This window comes from Actibacterium naphthalenivorans (genome assembly GCF_014196965.1).
Lineage (GTDB): Bacteria > Pseudomonadota > Alphaproteobacteria > Rhodobacterales > Rhodobacteraceae > Actibacterium_A > Actibacterium_A naphthalenivorans.
In genome coordinates this window covers 786,544-807,509 of the sequence record NZ_JACIEQ010000001.1, presented here as the reverse complement: position 1 = coordinate 807,509, position 20,966 = coordinate 786,544, and the positions used below count along the sequence as shown (strand labels likewise).

The window sequence follows — 20,966 nt, the reverse complement described above, 5'->3', positions numbered from 1 at the left end:
AGGGAAACCAGTGAAAAACCTTCTGCTGGCAGTCTTTATGGCCCTCGCGGGCGGCTCCGTTCGGGCCGAAGAGATCAACGTTGCCGTCGCAGCGAACTTCACCGAAGCGGCGACCGAAATCGCGACCGCCTTTGAGGCCGCGACCGGGCACCGCGCGCTTCTGAGCTTCGGCCCGACCGGGCAATTGTTCACCCAGATCACCCAGAACGCGCCGTTCGACGTGTTTCTGGCCGCCGACAGCGCCCGCCCGGCCCGCGCCGTGGAAGAGGGGCTGGCCGTGGCCGGAACGAATTTCACCTATGCGATCGGCAAGCTGGTGCTGTGGAGCGCGGATCCCGGCCTCGTGACGGATGAAACGGTCCTGTCCTCGGATGGTTTCACCCGGATCGCGCTGGCCAACCCCGAAACCGCGCCCTATGGCGCCGCGGCGGTCGATGTCATGCGCAACCTTGGCGTCCATGATCGGCTGGAGCCGAAATTCGTGCGCGGCAACAGCATCGCGCAGACCTATCAGTTCGTGGCCACGGGCAATGCCGAGCTGGGCTTTGTCGCCCTGTCACAGCTTGCCGGGCGGACAGAGGGATCGGCGTGGATCGTGCCGGATGATCTCTATGCGCCGATCCGTCAGGATGCGGTATTGCTGAGCAACGGCGCGGGGAACCCGGCGGCGCAGGCCTTCGTCGGGTTCCTGAAGGGGCCCGAGGCGGCGGCAATCATCGCGCGCTACGGCTATGGCACCGATGCCGGCTGAGATCTGGGGGCCGGTTTTCCTGACGCTTCGGCTGGCCACCCTGTCCACCGTCATTTTGCTTGTGCTCGGCACGCCGCTGGCCTGGTGGCTGGCGCGCGCGCAGGCCCGCTGGAAAGAGGCGGTGGCAACGCTGGTGGCACTGCCGCTGGTACTGCCGCCAACGGTGCTCGGGTTCTACCTGCTGATCGGGCTTGGCCCCAGCGGCCCCGGCGGGTGGCTGGCGGGCCTTTGGGGCGGGCGCTCGCTGGCCTTCACCTTCGAAGGGCTGGTGATCGGTTCGGTGCTTTATTCGATGCCCTTCGTGGTGCAGCCGCTGCGCAACGCGTTCGAGGCGGTGGGCGACCGCCCGCTGGAGGTTGCGGCGACGTTGCGCGCTGCCCCGCTCGACCGGTTTCTGACCGTGGCGCTGCCGCTGGCCCGGCCGGGGTTTCTGACCGGCGCGGTGCTTGGATTTGCCCATACGGTGGGGGAATTCGGTGTCGTGCTGATGATCGGCGGCAATATTCCGGGTGAAACCAGGGTGCTGTCGGTCGCGATCTACGACTATGTCGAGACCCTGCAATGGCCGCGCGCGCATCTGCTGGCGGGCGGAATGCTGGTGTTTTCCTTCGTCGTCATTCTGGGCATGACGCTGCTGGAAAAGCGTATCGGGCGGGCACGCGGATGAATGCGCCGGGCCAGATATCCGCCCGTTTTCGCGGGCGGCGCGGGAATTTTCCGGTGGACCTGGAATTCCGGGCGCCCGCCCGTGGCGTGACCGCGCTGTTTGGTCCGTCGGGTTGTGGCAAGACCACGCTGTTGCGCTGCATCGCCGGCTTGCAGCGGCTGGAGGAGGGGTATTTCGCTCTCGGCGGCGCGGTCTGGCAGGATGGCCGGCGGTTCTTGCCGCCACACAAACGCCCCGTCGGCTATGTCTTTCAGGAAGCGAGCCTGTTTTCGCATCTGTCGGTGCGCCGCAATCTTCAGTACGGGCAGCGCCGTGCCGCGAAGGGCGGTGCGGATCAGCCGATCCGTTTCGACGACGTCATCGATCTGTTGGGCCTGGCCCCCATGATGGAGCGCGCGCCGGCGACCCTGTCGGGCGGCGAGCGGCAGCGCGTTGCGATGGGGCGGGCGCTGTTGTCGAACCCCGGCGTGCTGTTGATGGACGAGCCGCTGGCCGCGCTTGACCAGTTCAGCAAGAATGAAATCCTGCCCTATCTGGCGCGAATCCGCGACAGGCTCCCGCTTCCGATCCTCTATGTCAGCCATGATATCACCGAGGTCGAGCGGCTGGCCGATCACCTGATCCTTCTGCGCGCGGGCCGGGTTTCGGCCGCTGGTCCGTTGGAGGTGCTGCAGGCCGATCCCACGCTCGCGATCGCGCGGCTTCCGCAGGCGGGCGTTGCGCTGCCGGCCCGAACCATCGGCTATGATCCGGCCTATGGGCTGACCACGCTGGCCGTGGCGGGCGGAGAGATTATCCTGGCCAATGATCTACAGCCGGCGGGGGCCGAGCATCGCATCCGGATCGCTGCCGCCGATGTCAGCCTGTCACGGCAGCCGGTGCCGGGCAGCACCATCCTGAACGTGCTGCCGGGCCGCATCATGGGGGCCGAGCCGCAGGAGGAATTCATGATGCTGGTCGTGATTGGCCTGGGGGAAGACGGGGCGGGGGCGCGGATCATGGCGCGGATCACGCGCCGGTCCTGGGACCATCTGCAACTGGCCCCCGGCCAGCCGGTTTTCGCACAGGTCAAGAGCGTCTCGCTGACCCTGCCCACCGGCGGGGCGGACACGGCGTGAACTGGCACCGGGCCTGATCCGAAAGGCGCCGTGCCGCGCGGGAATTTTCGGGAAAACCCGCCGCTGCAAACATCTCTGTCAAATACTGCAAACTTTAGTGGCGAGCTACAGCAGGCACCCTGTCATGGAAGATTCGCAAATTTTGTTCTTTACAGGCTCGACCTTTCGGCACACCATATCTAGTAAGGTCACCGGCGAATGAACGCCCGACCTAGAGCAGGCACCTAGGCTTAGTGGGACTGCCATCCACGCTAAGCTACAACCAATGAGGCCGGGCATGTCACTTTCCGAAGATTTCCTTCACACCGAGGAACTGCACCCCATCGATATCGTCGAGCATATCGCCGAGCATCATGAGTGGGATTTCGATCGTGTTACCGACGATCAGATCGCCATGGCGGTCGAGGGGCAGTGGCGGACCTATTCCATCACCCTCGCCTGGTCTTGCGTCGACGAAACCCTGCGCCTGATCTGCACATTCGAGATGGAGCCGCCCGAAGACAAGCTGCCGCAGATCTACGAGACGCTGAACCGCACGAATGACATGTGCTGGGCCGGTGCCTTCACCTATTGGAACGAGCAGCGGCTGATGGTCTACCGCTATGGCCTGGTTCTGGCCGGTGGCCAGATCGCCACCGCCGAACAGATCGACCGGCTGATCGGCGCGGCCGTGGGCGCGTCGGAGCGGTTCTATCCGGCGTTCCAGCTCGTGTCCTGGGCGGATCAGACGCCGGAACAGGCGATGCAGGTGGCCATTGCCGAGGCGTACGGCCGGGCCTAACCTGCACCCGGATCACGACCGGGAGAAACTTATGAATATCAGTGACGTCAGCAGCCGGGGGCTTGTGCTTCTCGGCTGCGGCAAGATGGGGTCGGCGATGCTGGCGGGCTGGCTCGGGCAGGGGCTGCCCACCAATGCTGTCTGGGTGATGGACCCGCACCCGTCGGACTGGCTGCGCGGGCTTGCGGGGCAGGGGCTTCATCTGAACGCGGCGCTGCCGGAAAGCCCCGCCATCGTTCTTGTCGCCGTGAAACCCCAGATGATGGAACAGGCGCTGCCGGTGCTGGCGCCGCTGGGCAATGGCGCCACGCTGTTTCTTTCGGTCGCGGCCGGAACGCCGCTGTCGTTCTACGAGAGGGTTCTGGGCGCTGACACCCCGATCATCCGCGCCATGCCGAATACGCCTGCCGCCGTGTCGCGCGGCATCACCGCGCTGATCGGCAATGCCGTGGCGGGCGAGGCCCAGATGCAACTGGCCGAGGCGCTGCTTTCGGCGGTGGGTCAGACGGTGCGGCTGGAGCATGAGGCGCAGATGGATGCGGTGACGGCGGTATCGGGGTCGGGGCCGGCTTATGTGTTCCATCTGATCGAAACGCTGGCGGCGGCGGGGCAGGCCGAAGGGTTGCCCGCCGATCTGGCGATGACGCTGGCCAGGGCCACCGTGGCCGGAGCCGGGCATCTGGCGGAACAGGCGGACGAAGACCCCGCGCAACTGCGTGTCAACGTCACCTCTCCGGGGGGCACCACGGCGGCCGCGCTGGCGGTTCTGATGGACCCTGACACGGGCTTTCCCGCATTGATGCGGCGCGCGGTAAAGGCCGCCGCCGACCGCAGCCGGGAGCTGGGAAAATGAGCGTGATCAGCTTTGACGATTTCCTGAAGGTGGATATCCGTGTGGGGCAGATCACCCGCGCCGAGCCCTTCCCCGAGGCGCGCAAGCCCGCGATCAAGCTGTGGGTCGATTTCGGGCCGGGGATCGGCGAGCGGAAAAGCTCTGCCCAGATCACCGCGCATTACACGCCCGAAGATCTGCCGGGCAAGCGGGTGATGGCGGTGGTCAACTTTCCGCCGCGCCAGATCGGCAAGTTCATGTCGGAGGTGCTGGTGCTGGGCGTGCCCGACGCGGCGGGCGAGGTGGTACTGCTGACCCCCGACAAGGACGTGCCGCTCGGCGGGCGGCTGTTCTGATGGCGCGGATCCTGATCACGCGGCCGTTGCCCGAAGCCGTCTGCGACGCGGTGCGCGACTTTGCCGAGGTCGAGGTGCGGGCCAGCACCGCGCCGATGAAACCGGCGGAAATGCGCGCGTCGCTGACGGTGTTCGATGCGGTGTTGCCCACCTTGGGCGATGCGTATGACGCAGAGATTTTCGACGAGGTGCCGCACCCGCGCGCCCGGCTTCTGGCCAATTTCGGGGTGGGCTACAACCATATCGACGTGGCGGCGGCGCGCGCGGCCGGGGTGACCGTGACCAACACGCCGGGGGCGGTCACGGATGCCACCGCCGATATCGCGCTGACGCTGATCCTGATGAGCTGCCGCCGCGCGGCCGAGGGCGAGCGGCTGGTGCGCTCGGGCGCATGGCAGGGCTGGCACCCGACGCAGATGCTGGGCCAGCATGTCAGCGGCAAGACGCTGGGGATTGTCGGCATGGGGCGGATCGGCAAGGCGATCGCACGGCGTTGCCACCATGGCTTTGGCATGGACGTGGTGTTCTTCAACCGCTCGCCGGTTGATGATCCTGGCGTCCCCGCCACCCCGGTGGAGAGCATCGCAAAGGTGGCGCGGGCCGCCGATGTGCTGGTGACGGCGGTGCCCGGCGGCGCGTCGACCCGCCATCTGATCGGGGCGGAGGTGTTCGAGGCGATGAAGCCCACGGCGCATTTCGTGAATATCGCGCGCGGCGATGTGGTGGACGAGACGGCGCTGATTTCGGCGCTGCAAACCGGGCAGATCGCCGGGGCGGGGCTGGATGTCTATGAGTTCGAGCCGGAGGTGCCCGAGGCGCTGCGCGCGCTGGACAATGTCACCCTGCTGCCGCATCTGGGCACTGCCGCGCTCGAGGTGCGGGCGGCGATGGGGATGATGGCGGTGGAAAACATCCGCGCATTCCTCGCCGGCGAAACCCCGCCGAACGTCGTCTGAACCCCGGAACCCGCGGCGCCCGGGCGCGTTTCATTTCCGAACGCTTAAGGAAAGGAGCTTCGAAATGAACTGGGATATCGTTGAAGGCAACTGGAAACAGCTCAAGGGCGCCGCTCAGGAAAAATGGGGCGAGCTCACCAACGACGAGCTGGATCAGGCCGAAGGCAAGCGCGAAAAGCTGATCGGCCTTGTGCAGGAGAAGTACGGGCAGACAAGGGATGACGCCGAACGTGCCGTGGATGATTTTTACCGCGACCACACGTAACGAGCGTCGGGCGACACCCTATCTGGTCTGGGTGTCGCCCATTTCCTTGCGCCAGTGCCTGCGGCAGAGCGAAACATAGGTTTCGTTTCCGCCGACCTGCACTTGCGCCCCTTCGCGCAGCGCCGTGCCGTCAGGCCCCCTGCGCACCACCATCGATGCTTTCTTGCCGCAATGGCAGATGGTGCGTACCTCGCGCATCTCGTCGGCCAGCGCCAGAAGGGCGGCCGAGCCCGGGAAAAGCTCCCCGCGGAAATCCACCCGCAACCCATAGCACATCACCGGAATCTTAAGGTCATCGACCGCGCGGGCAAGCTGCCACACCTGCTGCTTGGTCAAAAATTGTGCTTCGTCGATGAAAATACAGGCGCATGGCCCGTGGCTCAGCCGCGCCTCAATCACCGCGAACAGATCATCTGAGGCATCGAAGGTTTCGGCGTTTTCGCCGATGCCGATGCGGGATGCGATGCGGCCGTTCCCGGCGCGGGTGTCCAGCCGGGCGGTCAGCAGGAAGGTTTCCATGCCGCGCTCGCGGTAGTTGTGCGACGCCTGCAGCAGGATCGTCGATTTTCCCGCGTTCATCGTCGAATAGTTGAAATAGAGCTTTGCCATAAACTGCTTATCCCGCTCCGGGGGCGGGCGATCAAGGGGGGCAGGGCTGGAAAACAGCGGCGCAAACGGGGTTGGAAAACAGGTCCGGCGCAAGTCTGTTCTGGGGATGACGACGGGGCCGGACCTGAGCAAGTTTATGGTGCGTGATGGGGCCGCTGCGTTGCCTCCGGTCGCCCGGAGTTGTCGCTCCCGTAAGACGAACCGCAGCGGGCCCCCCACAAAATACCAGCGCTGGGGACGCAGGTTACTCGCACCTTTTCCCTACGTTCGGGATGGTTTTAAGTATTACAAACCCGTAAGAGCAGATTAATGGGAAAAGACGGCGAGGGTTCCCCGCCCGGAATTAAATGATTAAGGTCAGGTGGATGACGAAGGCTGGAATTGGCAGTTACCTGAAAAAACACAGCGAAGCGCTGGTCAAGGATGTGGGGATCGAAGCCGCCTGCAGCCTGACCGGCCGCTCGAAGGCGACATTGGGGCGCTATTATTCAGATGCGGAGGAACACGCCGACCGGTTCATGCCGGTCGATGCGGTCGCGGCGCTGGAATCCGCCGCCCGGTTTCCGCATGTGACCACCGCACTGGCAGAGCTGCAGGGGATCACGCTGTCCTATTCGATGGAAAAGCGGAACTCGGAAGGCGGCGGGGTGAATGCCGATGTCGTCGCCCTGTCGCAGCGGTTTGCGATGCTGATGGCGGAATACAGCCAATCCATCGAGGATGGCATCATCACCTTCAACGAGGCCAAGCGGCTGCTGCGCGAAACGACGGCGCTTCAGCAGGTGTTGTTGCAGATGAAGCTGCATCTGGAGGAAGAGGCGACCTGAGCGGCCGCCCCTTCCCGATCTGAGTCACCCGTCTCAGGCGGCCATGCGCTGGCTTTTGCCGCCACGGCCACGCTGCGGGCGGCGGCTGCGGGGCTTGCCCGCGGGGCCCTTGCGGGCGGGCTTGCGTTCTTCCACCGGCGGCTGGCCCGAGGCGACGGGGATGGAAATGCCCATCACCTTTTCGATGCTGCGCAGCTCGCCGATCTCGTCAGGAGAGCAAAAGGCCACCGCGGCCCCGTCGGCGCCGGCGCGGGCGGTGCGGCCGATGCGGTGCACATAGTTTTCGGCAACGTTCGGCAGGTCATAGTTGTAGACATGCGCAACGCCCGGAATGTCGATGCCACGGGCCGCGACATCGGTTGCGACCAGTACCTTGATGCGGCCATCGCGGAAAGCCTGCAGCGTGCGTTCGCGCTGGCCCTGGCTCTTGTTGCCATGGATGGAACCGGCGGAAAACCCTGCGGCGTCAAGCTGTTTCATCAGCCGTTCGCAGCCGTGCTTGGTGCGCCCGAAGACCAGCGCCAACTCGCCCGGATGGGCGGCGAGCAGCGTTTTCAGCTTGCCCGGCTTGGCGCCCTGATCGACAAAATGCACGCATTGCGTGACCTTGTCGGCGGCCTTGCCCGGCGCGCTGACCTGCACCCGGACGGGGCTGTCCAGGTAGGTTTGGGCAAGCTCGTTCATCTGCTTGTTCATCGTCGCCGAAAACAGCAGGGTCTGGCGCGGCGTGGCCAGCATCGCGGCGATCTTGCGCAGCGCGTGGATAAAGCCCAGGTCCAGCATCTGGTCGGCTTCGTCCAGCACCAGAAACTGGGTCTGGCCAAGCGACAGGGCGCGACGTTCGATCAGGTCGAGCAGGCGGCCCGGCGTGGCGACAAGGATGTCGGTGCCGCGCGACAGCTGCTTGGTCTGGTTGAAGATCGAGGCGCCGCCGACGACCTTGGTGATTTTCAGGTGGCTGCCCTTCACGTAGACGAACAGGTTGTCGTTGATCTGGTTCACCAGCTCGCGCGTGGGGGCCAGGATCAGGGCGCGCACGGTCTTGGGCGCAGGGGCGGTGCCGATCTCCATCAACTGGTGGATCAGCGGCAGGCCGAAGGCCGCCGTCTTGCCGGTGCCGGTCTGGGCGAGGCCCATCATGTCACGGCCCTGCAGGATATGCGGGATCGCCTGAGACTGGATCGGGGTGGGGTCGGTAAAGCCTTGCTCTTCAAGGGCTTTCAGAAGGCGCGGCGCGAGGCCGAGCATGGAAAAATCGGTCAATTCAGAACCTTTCAGGGGGCAGCCGAAGCCGCCCGTCATCGAAACACGCAGCCCGACGGACCGCGCGATAGCATGGGTTGCGGACGGGGCGACGCCAAAGGACCGTATTGTCCTGAAAGCTGCCAGACCGCCGGGACCCTGCGTGAAATGGGAACCTGTTGTGCGGGGCGAATGCCCCATGATCCGGCGCCAGGTCTGGCTGCTCACGCGGCAGCGGGGCGACGGGTTGACGCACACATGAGGCTTTGGCGGCGCCAAGTCAAGGGTCGCTTGGGCGGCGGGGCGCCTTATCCCTGCAGCGCCCGCACCTCCAGCGCGCCTTCGCCGCGCGATTTCATCGCCATCGCGGCGGCGTGGCTGGCTGCGGCGGTGGTGTAGTAGGGGATCTTGTCATAAAGCGCGACCGAGCGGATGCCGCGCGAATCCTCGACCGCCTGCGCGCCCTCGGTGGTGTTCATCACCAGCGCGATGCCGCCGTCCTTCATCATGTCGACGATATTGGGTCGGCCTTCGTACACCTTGTTCACCACCTCGCAGGCAATGCCGTGTCCTTCCAGAAACGCCGCCGTGCCTCGCGTGGCGACGATGAAGAAGCCAAGATCCACCAGCGTCTGCGCGGTTTCCACAAGCTGCGGTGTCTTGTCGGAATCCTTGATCGAAAAGAACACGCGGCCCTCGGTGGGCAGCACCACGCCGGCGCCCATCTGGGCCTTCAGGAAGGCCCGTTCGAAGGTGGCGTCCGACCCCATCACCTCGCCGGTGGAGCGCATCTCGGGGCCCAGCAGCGTATCGACGCCGGGGAAGCGCGCGAAGGGCAGGACGGCCTCTTTCACGGCGAACGTGTCGATGTCGGGGTCTTTCAGTTCGAAGCCCGACAGCTTTTCGCCCGCCATCACCCGCGCCGCGATCGACGCGATGGGAGAGTTCACCGCCTTGGCCACGAAGGGCACGGTGCGCGACGCGCGGGGGTTGACCTCGATCAGGTAGATCTCGCCGTTCTTGACCGCGAACTGGATGTTCATCAGCCCGACAACCCCGAGCGCCAGCGCCAGCGCCTCGGTCTGGCGGTGCAGTTCGGTGATGATATCGGGGGCGAGCGAATAGGGCGGCAGCGAACAGGCGGAATCGCCGGAATGCACGCCGGCCTCCTCGATATGCTGCATGATGCCCGCCACATGCACCAGCACGCCATCGCACAGCGCATCGACGTCAATCTCCGTCGCGCCGGAAAGGTAGCTGTCGAGCAGGACGGGGCTGTCGCCCGACACCACGACCGCCTCGGAGATATAGCGCTCCAGATGTGCCATGTCGCGGACGATTTCCATCGCCCGGCCGCCGAGCACATAGGACGGGCGGATCACCAAGGGAAAGCCGATTTCCTCGGCGATCGCCAGCGCCTGCGCGTCGGTGCTGGCGATGCCGTTCTTGGGCTGCTTGAGCCCCAGCTTCTGCACCAGCGCCTGAAACCGCTCGCGGTCTTCTGCAAGGTCGATGGCGTCGGGCGTGGTGCCCAGGATCGGGATGCCCTCGGCCTGCAGCGCATCGGCCAGTTTCAGCGGGGTCTGCCCGCCGAATTGCACGATCACGCCGTGCAGGGTGCCGGCCTCCTGCTCGACCCGCAGGATTTCCATCACATGTTCCAATGTCAGCGGTTCGAAATACAGCCGGTCCGAGGTGTCGTAATCGGTGCTGACGGTTTCGGGGTTGCAGTTGATCATGATGGTTTCATAGCCGGCCCCGGTCAGCGCGAAACAGGCGTGGCAACAGCAATAGTCGAACTCGATCCCCTGGCCGATGCGGTTCGGCCCGCCGCCCAGGATGACCACCTTCTTGCGGTCGCTGGGGCGCGCTTCGCATTCCACATCGCCCATCACCGGGGTTTCGTAGGTGGAGTACATATAGGGTGTCTGCGCCTCGAATTCGGCGGCGCAGGTATCGATGCGCTTGAACACGGCGGTAACGCCCAGGTTCTGGCGGCCGCGGCGCACCTGCGCCTCGTCCCGGCCGGTCAGATGCGCGAGGCGGGCATCGGTGAAGCCCATCATCTTGAGCCTGCGCAGCCCGTCCTCTGTCATCGGCAGGCCGGATTTGCGGATCTCTGCCTCTGTCTCGACGATCTCGCGGATGCGGGCGAGGAACCAGGGATCATAGGCGGTGGCGGCATTGATGTCATCGTCGTTCAGCCCGTGGCGCATCGCCTGGGCGATGGTGCGCAGCCGGTCGGGCGTGGCCCTCGACAGGGCGGCGACGACGGCGGCCTTGTCGGGCGCGCCCTCGATGGTGATCTCGTCGAACCCGGTCAGGCCGGTTTCCATGCTGGCCAGCGCCTTTTGCAGCGATTCGTGGATGGTGCGGCCGATGGCCATCGCCTCGCCCACGGATTTCATCGCGGTGGTCAGCTCGGGCTTGGAGCCGGGGAATTTTTCGAAGGCGAAGCGCGGGATCTTGGTGACGACATAGTCGATGGTCGGCTCGAAGCTGGCGGGCGTGACCTTGGTGATGTCGTTGTCCAGCTCGTCCAGCGTATAGCCCACGGCCAGCTTCGCGGCGATCTTGGCGATGGGAAAGCCCGTGGCCTTGGAGGCGAGCGCCGAAGACCGCGACACGCGGGGGTTCATTTCAATGACCACCATGCGGCCGTCTGCGGGGTTCACCGCCCATTGCACGTTGGAGCCGCCGGTTTCCACGCCGATCTCGCGCAGCACGTTGATGCTGTGCGTGCGCATGATCTGATATTCCTTGTCGGTCAGGGTCAGCGCCGGGGCCACGGTGATCGAATCCCCGGTATGCACGCCCATCGGATCGACGTTTTCGATGGCGCAAACGATGATCGCGTTGTCGGCGGTGTCGCGCACCACCTCCATCTCGAATTCTTTCCAGCCCAGCAGGCTCTCGTCGATCAGGATCTGGCTGACCGGCGAGGCATCGAGCCCGGTGCGGCAGTAATGTTCGTAATCGTCGCGGTTATACGCAACGCCGCCGCCAGTGCCGCCAAGGGTGAATGCGGGGCGGATGATGGCCGGCAGGCCGATATGCTCGAGCGCGTCCATGCATTCGGCCATGGTGTTGGCGATGGTGGCCTTGGGGTTTTCGATGCCCAGCCTATCCATCGCCTCGCGGAACAGTTTGCGGTCTTCGGCCATTTCGATGGCTTCGCGCTTGGCGCCGATCAGTTCTACATTGAACTTGTCCAGCACGCCCATGTCGGCCAGCGCCAGGCTGGTATTCAGCCCGGTCTGCCCGCCCATGGTGGGCAGCAGGGCATCGGGGCGTTCCTTCTCGATGATCTTGGCGACAATCTCCGGCGTGATCGGCTCGATATAGGTGGCGTCGGCCATGTCCGGGTCGGTCATGATCGTGGCGGGGTTCGAGTTTACCAGAATCACCCGGTAGCCTTCCTCGCGCAGGGCCTTGCAGGCTTGGGCGCCGGAATAGTCGAACTCGCAGGCCTGACCGATGATGATGGGGCCGGCGCCGATGATCATGATCGAGCTGATATCGGTTCTTTTTGGCATGTCCCGTCCCTCGGATTGGCAAATTCTTGGGGGTTATAGACTTGCCGGAGTTACGCGCAAGCCCCAAGCGTGTCAGGCGGGCACCGTGGCACAGGGCGCCGGCGCGCGGCGGGTCGGGATCAGCAATCCTGCGAAGAGCAGCAGCATCATGCCGGTGTTCAGCGCCATGAACGGGATGTCGCCCGGAAAGCTGGCGTGGATGAAGTCGGCGCCTGCCTTGCTGCTAACGACCTCGACCAACAGGACAAGCGGAATCGCCCGTCGCGCGGGCAGCAGACCGAACAGGCCGGGCAGTAGCAGAAGCTGCAGCAGGAAGTAATGCGCCCAGGAAACCGGGCCGAACAGGTTCAGCAGCAACGACAGGGCGAACAGCCGCGTGGGCAGGCGCGTGGCATCGGGCAGCCTGGCGGTGGCACGGATCAGAAGGGCGATGCCGCCCAGCAGCAACAGTTTCGAAATCACGCCGACCGCAGGCGGTACCGCCGGGATGCGGATGTTATGCGGGGCTGGACCGAGCGGCGGCAGCAGCCCGGTCAGCGCCCCCGCGCCATGGATCAGGGCCGGAACCGAAAAATTGACCGGAGTGATGAACAGGCCCGCGCCGATGCGGCCGAGGCTGTGCAGGAACTCCAGATGCAGCGCGGGGCCTGCCACGGCAAGGCCGGCCAGCCCGATCAGGGCGCAGGCGCCGGCGAAGCCGGCCAGCGCGCGCCAGCGGCGGTCGAGCACGAAGATCAGAACCAGCCCGGCCGGGGCAAGCTTCAGCATCGCGGCCAGCCCCAGCACCGCCCCGGCCAGCACGAACGCGCCGGCGCGGTAGCGTTCGAAGGCCAGCAGGATCAGGAAGATCACCGTGATCTGCGGCTGCATCAGGATCAACGCGAACCATGCGATTACCGAAGACTTCAGCAAGATCACCGTCACCACCGACCATTGCCAGAACGGCAGCGCTGCGGGTCGCAGGATGCGCCAGGCCAGCACCGATGACAGCGCGATCAGTGGCACCTGCACCGTGGTTACGAGATTGAAGAACGCGTAGGGCCCGAGCATTTCGGCCAGCGGCGCCAGCAGCACCGCCCAGAGCGGCGGGTAGACATAGGGAAACGCGTCCTGTTCCGCCACGCCAAGCGCTATGAGCATATCGGTCCAGGCGGCGGGGGAGCCGCCGAAAAAGCCTTCGGGCGCGGCATAGATCAGCTCGGCCTGCCCTTCGGCATAGAGCCGCGCGGCCATGTAAACCGCCGACAGATCCGGCATCCAGATGTTCCAGTGGCCCATGACGGTCAGAACGGCCCAGCCGGCCAGAAGCATCACCCCGGCCAGGGTCGCGATATTCACCTGTCTGCTCTGCGTGCCCACGGCTGCCCCTGTTTCAACGAGGTTTCCGGCGGGATAGGCGGTGATCCGGGCGATTTTTGGGCGCGGGGCGGGTTTTGTTGCCGGCTTCGGGTGTGCGGGCTGGAAATTCAGGCGCGTCGACCGGATATCTGTGAAAACGGCAAAGAGGCGAATGATGGAACGAGCGGATCTGCCCGCCGGGCGCGATGCCAGCAGAATGCAGCTTTGGGCGGAGTTTCTGGCGCTCTATATCGTGGCGCCGGTGGCCGTGGCGATCGTGCTGCCTGCGCAGGCAATGTTTCCGGTGCTGTTTGCCGTCACCGCCTGCGGCATCGCGCTTTTGCACCTGACGGAGGGGTTCGCCTGGCATGATCTCAGCCGGAACCGGCGCGCGATCGACTGGCCCGCCGTCGCGGCGTTTTCCGGGCTCACGCTGGCGGTTTCGCTTGCCGTGATGCTGGCCACCCGCCCAGAGGCGCTGCTGTTCCTGCCGCGCCATCAGCCGCTGCTGACGCTGATGATCCTGCTGCTTTATCCGGTCCTGTCGGCACTGCCGCAGGAGCTTGTGTTCCGGCCGCTGTTCTTCCGCCGCTACGGTGCGCTTCTGCCGGGGCCGAAGCGGGCCATCGTGCTGAACGCGGCGCTGTTTTCACTGGCGCATCTGATGTACTGGAGCTGGATCGTCGCGGCGATGACCTTCGCCGGTGGGCTGGTCTTCGCCTGGGCCTATGAGGCGCGGCGCAGCTTTGCCATGGCGGTGCTGATGCATTCCATCGCCGGGGCGATCCTGTTCACGCTCGGGCTGGGCATCTATTTCTATTCGGGCAATGTGGTGCGCCCGTTCTAGGCATCACTCGGCGGCCTGCTGCGCCCTTCCGGCTTCTGCGCGGTAGAGATAATCGCGGGTCAGCGGCACGGCATCCTGTTTGCGGGCAAGCTGAAACTGGAACACAACCTGATGATGCAGACGGAAGCTCAACTCGCTGCCGACAAGATAGTAGCGCCACATCCGGCAGAACCGTTCGTCATACAGCGCCCGTGCCTCGTCGATACGGGCCACGAAGCGGTTGTACCAGTGGCGCAGCGTTTCGGCGTAGTGCAAGCGCCACACCTCGACATCGGTGGTGAAAAGCGTCTCTTTCTCGATCGCGGCCATGGCCTCCGACATCGCCGGGACATAGCCGCCGGGGAAGATGTATTTTTGAATCCACGGGCTGGTCGTGCCGGGCGGATCGGCCCGCCCGATGGTGTGGATCAGCGCCACGCCGTCATCTGCCAGCTTGTCATGCACATGGCGGAAATATTCGCGGTAATGCGGCACGCCGACATGTTCGAACATGCCGACTGACACGATGCGGTCGAACCGGTCGTTCACATCGCGGTAATCGGTCAGGCGAAACTCCACCTGATCCTGAAGACCGGCCGCGCGGGCGCGTTCGCACGCCAGTTTGTGCTGTTCCTGGCTCAGCGTCACGCCCAGCACCTGCGCGCCGTAGTCGCGTGCCAGCGTCAGCGCCATCCCGCCCCAGCCGCAGCCGATATCCAGCACCCGCATCCCCGGCTGCAGCAGCAGCTTGCCCGCGATATGCGCCTTCTTCTGCGTCTGCGCCTGTTCCAGCGTGTCCCGGGGCGTCTGGAAATAGGCGCAGGAATATTGCTTGTCTTCGTCGAGGAACAGATCGTACAGCGCGCCGGACAGGTCGTAGTGATGCGCCACATTGGCCTGGGCTTTGCCGACGGGGTTGTATTGCTGCAACCGGCGCATGAACTGGCGCAGCAGCAGGTTGAGCTGGATGGCCCAATGGGTGCCGCCGTCGCCGCGGTTGCGCAGGATCACGCCCAGAAAGCCGTAGAGGTCATCACCCTCGATGGTCAGCGTGCCGTTCATATAGGCCTCGCCCACCGCCATGTCGGGGGTCATGATGATCCGGCGGGGCAGGGTGGCGTCGTGCAGATGCACTTCGACCGCTTCGGCGCCCGCGTCGCCATAGGTTTTTACCGTTCCGTCCGGAAAATGCGCCGTCAGCCTGCCCTTGCGGATCAGGTGGGTCAGCAGTTCATCCAGTAATCGATTCCACATAAGCTCCCCCATCGGGCCGCCAGATGGCCCTCTGAATTTGCGTCTCGCGATTTCTTGGCGCCGGGCCTTCGCCCGTTCGACCTCTGCGCTCTTCGAAACTTTACGAAAAATTAATGTACTGTCCAGTTTTGTAATGCAAAAAATGGCTGGCGGTTCCCGCGAGCCTGTGCGCCGGGGGCGGGCGGACGAAGGCGGGCGGCCCGGTTTCCCTTGTAAACAAGCGCGCGGCGGGCCGCCCTCCCTTGACTTTGCCGTGCAGGACGGGTGTATCGGCGCGACACTGAATTTACCCCGAGGGACGACCATGCACGCCTTCCGCAGCCATACCTGCGCCGAACTGAACAAATCCCACGTGGGTCAGAGCGTCCGCCTGTCGGGCTGGGTCAACCGGGTGCGTGACCATGGCGGCATCCTGTTCATCGACCTGCGCGACCATTACGGGGTGACGCAGATTCTGGCCGATCCCGACAGCCCGGTGTTTGCCGGGGTGGAAAAGCTGCGCTCGGAATGGTGCATCCGCATCGACGGCGAGGTGAAGGCCCGCGACGAGAGTCTGATCAACCCGAAGATCCCGACCGGCGAGATCGAGATCTTCATTCGTGACCTCGAGGTGCTGGGCGCGGCCGACGAACTGCCGCTGATGGTGTTCGGCGATCAGGAATACCCCGAGGAAACCCGCCTGCGCTATCGCTATCTCGACCTGCGGCGCGAGGCGATGCAAAGCAACATGAAGCTGCGCAGCGACGTGGTGGCCAGCATCCGCCAGCGGATGTGGAACAGCGGCTTCCGCGAATTCCAGACGCCGATCATCACCGCGTCCAGCCCCGAAGGCGCGCGCGATTTTCTGGTGCCCTCGCGCCTGCATCCGGGCAAGTTCTATGCCCTGCCGCAGGCGCCGCAGCAGTTCAAGCAGCTGATCATGGTGTCTGGCTTCGACAAGTATTTCCAGATCGCGCCGTGCTTCCGTGACGAAGACCCGCGCGCCGACCGAAGCCCGACCGATTTCTATCAGCTCGACATGGAGATGTCCTTCGTCACCCAGCAGGATGTGTTCGACACGATCCAGCCGGTGGTCGAAGGCGTGTTCGAAGAGTTCGGCGGTGGCCATACGGTGGACAAGCACTGGCCACAGATTTCCTATGCCGATGCCGCCAAATGGTATGGCACCGACAAGCCCGACCTGCGCAACCCGATCAAGATGCAGGACGTGTCCGAGCATTTCCGGGGTTCGGGCTTCGCGATCTTCGCCAAGCTGCTGGAGCAGGAAGGCACCGAGATTCGCGCCATCCCCGCGCCGAATGGCGGCTCGCGCAAGTTCTGCGACCGGATGAACGCCTACGCCCAGAAGGAAGGTCTGCCCGGCATGGGCTATATCTTCTGGCGCGAGGGCGAGAACGGGATCGAGGCCGCCGGCCCGCTGGCCAAGAACATCGGCCCCGAACGCACAGAGGCGATCCGCCTGCAACTGAAGCTGGGCAAGGGCGACGCCGCCTTCTTCCTTGGTGGCAAGCCGCAGGCGTTCGAGGCGGTGGCTGGCCGCGCGCGTGTTGAAATCGGCAATGCGCTGGGCCTGACCGATAACAAACGCTTCGCCTTTTGCTGGATCGTCGATTTCCCGATGTACGAGAAGGACGACGAAACCGGCACCATCGACTTTTCGCACAACCCGTTCTCCATGCCGCAGGGCGGGATGGAGGCGCTGCAGGGCGATCCGCTGAAGGTGCTGGGTTATCAATACGATCTGGCCTGCAACGGGTATGAACTGATTTCCGGCGCGATCCGCAACCACAAGCCCGAGATCATGTTCAAGGCGTTCGAACTGGCCGGCTATCCGCCCGAAGAGGTTACCAAGCGCTTCGGCGGCATGGTCAATGCGTTCAGGTTCGGCGCGCCGCCGCACGGCGGCTGTGCCGCGGGCATCGACCGGATCGTGATGCTGCTGGCCGATGAGGCGAATATCCGCGAGGTCATCATGTTCCCGATGAACCAGCGCGCCGAAGACCTGATGATGGGCGCGCCGTCCGAGCCGCAGAACGAGCAGTTGCGCGAACTTTCGCTGCGGGTGATCCCGCAGGAGTGATTTCCCGCCGATCCCCGGAATGTGACCAAACCGGTTGATGAAAGACCGGTTTGGCTCTGCTATGCTGCGCCTGCACGATCTCGCGCAGGAGCGGTGCCTTGACCTTTGATCCAAAACTTGCCGAAATCAGGTTCGGCACCGGGCTGAGCCCGGTGCGCGCCGCCCCCGCCAGCACGGACGGCATGTTGCGGCGGCTGCAGGGCCCCGATGCGATGGCCGCCCGCCATCCGATTCCGCGGTTCGAAACGCTGATCCCCGCGCTGACCGAATTTTTCGAGCAGTCGCGCCTGCTGCGCCAGAAACGCGGCAGCGAAGAGGCGAAAGCGGCGCAAAAGAGGATTCGTGCCCTGCGCAAGGCGGGCCGCGAAAACCAGCAGCTTTATCTGAACGCCACACTCCGCCGCGCCGCGGGCACCGAAGACGGGCTGCGCGAGCGGCTGACCCGTTTCTGGGCCGATCATTTCACCGTCAAGGGCAAGCAGGGCATCCTGATCTTTTCCGCCGCGACCTATGTCGAAGAGGCAATCCGCCCGCACCTGACAGGCTCTTTCGCCGCGTTGCTGAAATCGGCGGTGACCCATCCGATGATGCTGGCCTATCTGGATCAGGTGAATTCCGCCGGGCCGACCTCGGCCAAGGTCAAGAAGCAGGGCGGCGGGCTGAACGAAAACCTTGCGCGCGAGGTGATGGAACTGCACACGCTGGGGGTGGGGGCGGATTATTCGCAGGCCGACGTGCGCCAGTTGGCCGAGCTGTTCACCGGCCTGTCTTACGATCCGCGCAAGGGGTTCCTGTTTCGCCCCTTTTTCGCCGAACCGGGGGCCGAATCCGTGCTGGGCCAAGAGTATGGCGGCGGCCAGCCGGCGCTGGCGGATGTGCATGCGGTGCTCGACGATCTGGCCCGTCACCCGGCCACGGCCCGGCACATCGCAACCAAGCTGGCCACGCATTTCGTGGCCGATACCCCGGAGCCGGCGCTGGTCGATCACATCGCGGCGGCCTTCCACGACAGCGGCGGCGACCTGATGGCGACCTATGGCGCGCTGCTGGATCACCCCGCCGCCTGGGATCCCCGTCTGGGCAAGGCGCGGCAGCCGTTCGATTTCGTCGCCGCCACGCTGCGGGCGCTGGATGTGCCGGGCAAGCAGATAGAGGCGCTGGGGCCAAAGGACACCGGGCTTTACCTGGCGCTGCCGATGCAGGTGATGGGGCAAAGCTGGGAGGCGCCGGTGGGCCCCGACGGCTGGCCCGAGGCGGAGGCGGACTGGATCACGCCGCAGGGCATGGCGGGCCGCATCCAGTGGGCGATGATGGTGCCCGGCCTGCTGCGCCCCGAACTGCCCGACCCGCGCGCCTTCGTCGATACGGCGCTGGGCGGTACCGCGTCCGACACGCTGCGCTTCGCGGCATCGGCAGCGGAAACCCGCGCCGTCGGGATTGGTCTTGTGCTGATCTCGCCCGAATTTCAACGGAGGTGACGATGAACCGGTCTGCCCTTACCCGCCGCGCCTTGCTGATGCGCTCGCTCGCGCTGGGGTGTTCGGCCGCGGCTTCGCCCCTGTTGACGCCGGTCACGCTGGCCGCCGCGCCCTGGGATCATCGCCTTGTCGTGATCATCCTGCGCGGCGCGATGGACGGGCTGGATGTGGTCCAGCCCTATGGTGACCCTGATTTCGCCGCCAGCCGCCCCAAGCTGAAATTCGGAGAGGCGGCGGGCGCCGCCGATCTGGACGGGTTCTTTTCGCTGCACCCCGCGCTGTCGTCGTTGGCGGGGCTGTGGCAGAAGGGCGAGCTGGGCTTTGCCCATGCGGTTTCGACCCCGTACCGCGACAAGCGCAGCCATTTCGACGGGCAGGATCTGCTCGAGGCGGGCACCGGCTTCGATCTGGGCGCGGCGCATGTGCGCGACGGCTGGCTGAACCGGATGTTGCAGGCGGTGCCGGGGGTGAGCGCCGAAACCGCCTTTGCCATCGGCCGCGACGAGTTGCTGGTGCTGGGCGGCCCCGCGCCGGTGTCGAGCTGGTCGCCCGATGCGCGGCTGTCGCTTTCGCCCCAGGCGCAGAAGCTGGTGGAAATGGTCGCCCAGAACGATCCGCTGTTCCGTGATGCGGTGGGCGAGGCGATCCATATCGCCGAAAGCCTGGAGACGGGCGCGAATATGCAGGCCATGGCCGAGCCCGGCGATGCGGAGGCGATGCGCGAGCAGATGATGGAGGCGACGCGCGGCAAGACCCATCTGAAAGTGGCCGATTTCGCGGTGTCGCGCCTGTTGGGTGAAACCCGCATCGCGGCGTTTTCGATCAACGGCTGGGACACGCATAACAATCAGGCCAACACGCTGAAGCCGCCGCTGACCCAGCTTGCCGAAACCATTCTGGCGCTGAAACAGGGGTTGGGCCCGGTCTGGAGCCAGACCACGGTGCTGGCGATGACGGAGTTCGGACGGACGGCGCGGGAAAACGGCACCGGCGGCACCGATCACGGCACCGGTGGCGCGATGGTCATGGCCGGTGGCGCGGTGCGCGGCGGCAAGGTCTGGGCCGACTGGCCCGGCCTGTCGGAGGCGGAGCTGTATCAGGGGCGCGACCTGCGGCCCACGACCGATGTGCGCGCCTATGCGGCCTCGGCGATGCGCGGGCTGTTCGGGCTGGACCGGTCGGTGCTGGAGACGGCGGTGTTTCCGGGGCTGGATATGGGCGGGATCGGCCAGATCATTCTTTAGGCGCCGGTTTTCGGGGTTTCCCTGCGGGTTTCTTTGCGGCTAGATCGCCGGAAGCCGACCAGGGGGAGCGCCGCGACATGACCCAGACCCGTCTTCCAGGCGTGCCCGTGCCCGGCTGGGCGGCGCCGCGCCGCCCCGATGCGCCGGTTCTGGAGGGGCGCCATGCCCGGCTGGAGCGGCTGGACGCCGCGCGCCACGCCGCCGATCTGTTCGCGGCCTATGACGGGCATGACGCGCTTTGGGATTACATGCTGGGCGGCCCGTTCCCTTCGGCGGCGGCGTTTCATCGCTGGGCGGCCGAGGCGGCGGCAACGGACGATCCATATTTCTACGCGATCCGCGATCTTCAGACCGGCCGCTATGCCGGGCAGGCCAGTTTCATGCGCATCGCGCCGGAAGCGGGGTCGATCGAGGTGGGCTCGATCACCTTTTCGCCCGCGCTGCAACAGACCCGCGCCGCGACCGAAGCGATGTATCTGATGATGCAATGGGCCTTCGAGACGGGCTATCGCCGGTACGAATGGAAATGCAATGCGCTGAACCTGCCCTCGCGGCGGGCGGCGCAGCGGCTGGGTTTCAGCTACGAAGGCGTCTTTCGGCAGGCGGCCGTGATCAAGGGGTGCAACCGCGATACCGCCTGGTTCGCCGCGATCGACAGTGAATGGCCCGCGCTGAAAGAGGCGTTCGGGGCCTGGCTTTCGCCCGCCAATTTCGATGCCGCCGGGCGGCAGCGTGCGCGGCTGGCCGATCTGACCGAGCCGGTGCGCGTGGCATCCGATCCGGCGTTGGCGGGCGGCGGCTGACAC

At 65.3% G+C, this 20,966-nt stretch carries 19 protein-coding genes; 14 read left to right on the top strand and 5 right to left on the bottom strand.

The genetic code is table 11. The annotated features are described in order from the left end of the window. The first annotated feature begins 10 nt into the window (after positions 1-10). From modA to GGR17_RS03900, 8 genes are all read left to right on the top strand, one after another. On the top strand, positions 11-751 hold the full coding sequence (modA, locus tag GGR17_RS03935; RefSeq protein WP_255353377.1) for a molybdate ABC transporter substrate-binding protein: 741 nt from the start codon (positions 11-13) through the stop codon (positions 749-751). Beyond that, entirely contained in the window at positions 741-1,418 is a 678-nt protein-coding gene (gene modB / locus GGR17_RS03930; protein ID WP_207642691.1) for a molybdate ABC transporter permease subunit, read from the top strand. Before modA ends, modB begins: the two co-directional genes overlap by 11 nt. Then, positions 1,415-2,536: a molybdenum ABC transporter ATP-binding protein gene (gene modC, locus GGR17_RS03925; protein WP_054538004.1), complete on the top strand. Its 1,122-nt coding sequence runs from the start codon at positions 1,415-1,417 to the stop codon at positions 2,534-2,536. The genes modB and modC overlap by 4 nt, the downstream gene beginning before the upstream one ends. Before the next feature lie 277 nt (positions 2,537-2,813). Continuing rightward, the gene (locus GGR17_RS03920; protein ID WP_037205097.1) at positions 2,814-3,317 is read left to right on the top strand and encodes a type III secretion system chaperone family protein; all 504 of its coding nucleotides are present in this window, start codon (positions 2,814-2,816) and stop codon (positions 3,315-3,317) included. A gap of 31 nt (positions 3,318-3,348) precedes the next feature. Then, positions 3,349-4,170 carry a pyrroline-5-carboxylate reductase gene (proC, locus tag GGR17_RS03915; protein ID WP_054538005.1) on the top strand — a complete coding sequence of 274 codons (822 nt, stop codon included), beginning with the start codon at positions 3,349-3,351 and terminating at the stop codon, positions 4,168-4,170. Beyond that, complete coding sequence (locus tag GGR17_RS03910) at positions 4,167-4,505, top strand: tRNA-binding protein (RefSeq protein WP_054538006.1); 339 nt, start codon at positions 4,167-4,169, stop codon at positions 4,503-4,505. Before proC ends, GGR17_RS03910 begins: the two co-directional genes overlap by 4 nt. Next, positions 4,505-5,461 (top strand): 2-hydroxyacid dehydrogenase, encoded by a 957-nt coding sequence (locus GGR17_RS03905; RefSeq protein WP_054538007.1) that lies wholly within the window; start codon positions 4,505-4,507, stop codon positions 5,459-5,461. Before GGR17_RS03910 ends, GGR17_RS03905 begins: the two co-directional genes overlap by 1 nt. Before the next feature lie 64 nt (positions 5,462-5,525). After that, positions 5,526-5,726, top strand: a complete 201-nt coding sequence (locus GGR17_RS03900) for a CsbD family protein (RefSeq protein ID WP_054538008.1) — start codon at positions 5,526-5,528, stop codon at positions 5,724-5,726. An 18-nt stretch (positions 5,727-5,744) separates the two neighbouring features. On the opposite strand, the gene GGR17_RS03895 is transcribed toward GGR17_RS03900, so the two are convergent. Further along, on the bottom strand, positions 5,745-6,335 hold the full coding sequence (locus GGR17_RS03895) for a thymidine kinase (protein ID WP_054538009.1): 591 nt from the start codon (positions 6,333-6,335) through the stop codon (positions 5,745-5,747). A 365-nt stretch (positions 6,336-6,700) separates the two neighbouring features. Between GGR17_RS03895 and GGR17_RS03890 the strand changes: the two genes are divergently transcribed. Beyond that, on the top strand, positions 6,701-7,162 hold the full coding sequence (locus tag GGR17_RS03890) for a hypothetical protein (protein WP_037205204.1): 462 nt from the start codon (positions 6,701-6,703) through the stop codon (positions 7,160-7,162). A gap of 33 nt (positions 7,163-7,195) precedes the next feature. Here the strand turns inward: GGR17_RS03890 and GGR17_RS03885 are convergent, their stop codons facing one another. The 3 genes from GGR17_RS03885 to GGR17_RS03875 all read right to left on the bottom strand — a co-directional run bounded on the left by GGR17_RS03885 (position 7,196) and on the right by GGR17_RS03875 (position 13,278). Then, positions 7,196-8,425 carry a DEAD/DEAH box helicase gene (locus tag GGR17_RS03885; protein ID WP_054538010.1) on the bottom strand — a complete coding sequence of 410 codons (1,230 nt, stop codon included), beginning with the start codon at positions 8,423-8,425 and terminating at the stop codon, positions 7,196-7,198. Positions 8,426-8,712: 287 nt separating this feature from the next. Next, positions 8,713-11,940, bottom strand: a complete 3,228-nt coding sequence (carB, locus tag GGR17_RS03880; protein WP_054538011.1) for a carbamoyl-phosphate synthase large subunit — start codon at positions 11,938-11,940, stop codon at positions 8,713-8,715. 72 nt (positions 11,941-12,012) lie between these two features. Next, positions 12,013-13,278 carry a glycosyltransferase family 87 protein gene (locus GGR17_RS03875; protein ID WP_157445503.1) on the bottom strand — a complete coding sequence of 422 codons (1,266 nt, stop codon included), beginning with the start codon at positions 13,276-13,278 and terminating at the stop codon, positions 12,013-12,015. Positions 13,279-13,453: 175 nt separating this feature from the next. Between GGR17_RS03875 and GGR17_RS03870 the strand changes: the two genes are divergently transcribed. After that, positions 13,454-14,125: a CPBP family intramembrane glutamic endopeptidase gene (locus tag GGR17_RS03870; RefSeq protein WP_157445504.1), complete on the top strand. Its 672-nt coding sequence runs from the start codon at positions 13,454-13,456 to the stop codon at positions 14,123-14,125. Between the two features lie 3 nt (positions 14,126-14,128). On the opposite strand, the gene GGR17_RS03865 is transcribed toward GGR17_RS03870, so the two are convergent. Continuing rightward, positions 14,129-15,358, bottom strand: coding sequence for an SAM-dependent methyltransferase (locus tag GGR17_RS03865; RefSeq protein WP_054538014.1), 1,230 nt, complete (start codon positions 15,356-15,358; stop codon positions 14,129-14,131). Between the two features lie 304 nt (positions 15,359-15,662). Here GGR17_RS03865 and aspS point away from each other — a divergent pair, with 304 nt between their 5' ends. The 4 genes from aspS (at position 15,663) to GGR17_RS03845 (ending at position 20,963) form a co-directional block, all read left to right on the top strand. Continuing rightward, positions 15,663-17,438, top strand: a complete 1,776-nt coding sequence (gene aspS, locus GGR17_RS03860; protein ID WP_054538015.1) for an aspartate--tRNA ligase — start codon at positions 15,663-15,665, stop codon at positions 17,436-17,438. 98 nt (positions 17,439-17,536) lie between these two features. Next, positions 17,537-18,916, top strand: a complete 1,380-nt coding sequence (locus GGR17_RS03855) for a DUF1800 domain-containing protein (protein WP_054538016.1) — start codon at positions 17,537-17,539, stop codon at positions 18,914-18,916. A gap of 2 nt (positions 18,917-18,918) precedes the next feature. Beyond that, positions 18,919-20,160, top strand: coding sequence for a DUF1501 domain-containing protein (locus GGR17_RS03850; RefSeq protein WP_054538017.1), 1,242 nt, complete (start codon positions 18,919-18,921; stop codon positions 20,158-20,160). A gap of 77 nt (positions 20,161-20,237) precedes the next feature. Further along, on the top strand, positions 20,238-20,963 hold the full coding sequence (locus tag GGR17_RS03845; RefSeq protein WP_054538018.1) for a GNAT family N-acetyltransferase: 726 nt from the start codon (positions 20,238-20,240) through the stop codon (positions 20,961-20,963). Positions 20,964-20,966 lie beyond the last annotated feature (3 nt).

Bases quoted from the DNA above. Each gene is read 5' to 3' on its own strand.
- modB (WP_207642691.1), top strand. From the start codon at position 741: ATGCCGGCTGAGATCTGGGGGCCGGTTTTCCTGACGCTTCGGCTGGCC.
- modC (WP_054538004.1), top strand. From the start codon at position 1,415: ATGAATGCGCCGGGCCAGATATCCGCCCGTTTTCGCGGGCGGCGCGGG.
- GGR17_RS03920 (WP_037205097.1), top strand. From the start codon at position 2,814: ATGTCACTTTCCGAAGATTTCCTTCACACCGAGGAACTGCACCCCATC.
- proC (WP_054538005.1), top strand. From the start codon at position 3,349: ATGAATATCAGTGACGTCAGCAGCCGGGGGCTTGTGCTTCTCGGCTGC.
- GGR17_RS03910 (WP_054538006.1), top strand. From the start codon at position 4,167: ATGAGCGTGATCAGCTTTGACGATTTCCTGAAGGTGGATATCCGTGTG.
- GGR17_RS03905 (WP_054538007.1), top strand. From the start codon at position 4,505: ATGGCGCGGATCCTGATCACGCGGCCGTTGCCCGAAGCCGTCTGCGAC.
- GGR17_RS03900 (WP_054538008.1), top strand. From the start codon at position 5,526: ATGAACTGGGATATCGTTGAAGGCAACTGGAAACAGCTCAAGGGCGCC.
- GGR17_RS03895 (WP_054538009.1), bottom strand. From the start codon at position 6,335: ATGGCAAAGCTCTATTTCAACTATTCGACGATGAACGCGGGAAAATCG.
- GGR17_RS03890 (WP_037205204.1), top strand. From the start codon at position 6,701: ATGACGAAGGCTGGAATTGGCAGTTACCTGAAAAAACACAGCGAAGCG.
- carB (WP_054538011.1), bottom strand. From the start codon at position 11,940: ATGCCAAAAAGAACCGATATCAGCTCGATCATGATCATCGGCGCCGGC.
- GGR17_RS03870 (WP_157445504.1), top strand. From the start codon at position 13,454: ATGGAACGAGCGGATCTGCCCGCCGGGCGCGATGCCAGCAGAATGCAG.
- GGR17_RS03865 (WP_054538014.1), bottom strand. From the start codon at position 15,358: ATGTGGAATCGATTACTGGATGAACTGCTGACCCACCTGATCCGCAAG.
- aspS (WP_054538015.1), top strand. From the start codon at position 15,663: ATGCACGCCTTCCGCAGCCATACCTGCGCCGAACTGAACAAATCCCAC.
- GGR17_RS03850 (WP_054538017.1), top strand. From the start codon at position 18,919: ATGAACCGGTCTGCCCTTACCCGCCGCGCCTTGCTGATGCGCTCGCTC.
- GGR17_RS03845 (WP_054538018.1), top strand. From the start codon at position 20,238: ATGACCCAGACCCGTCTTCCAGGCGTGCCCGTGCCCGGCTGGGCGGCG.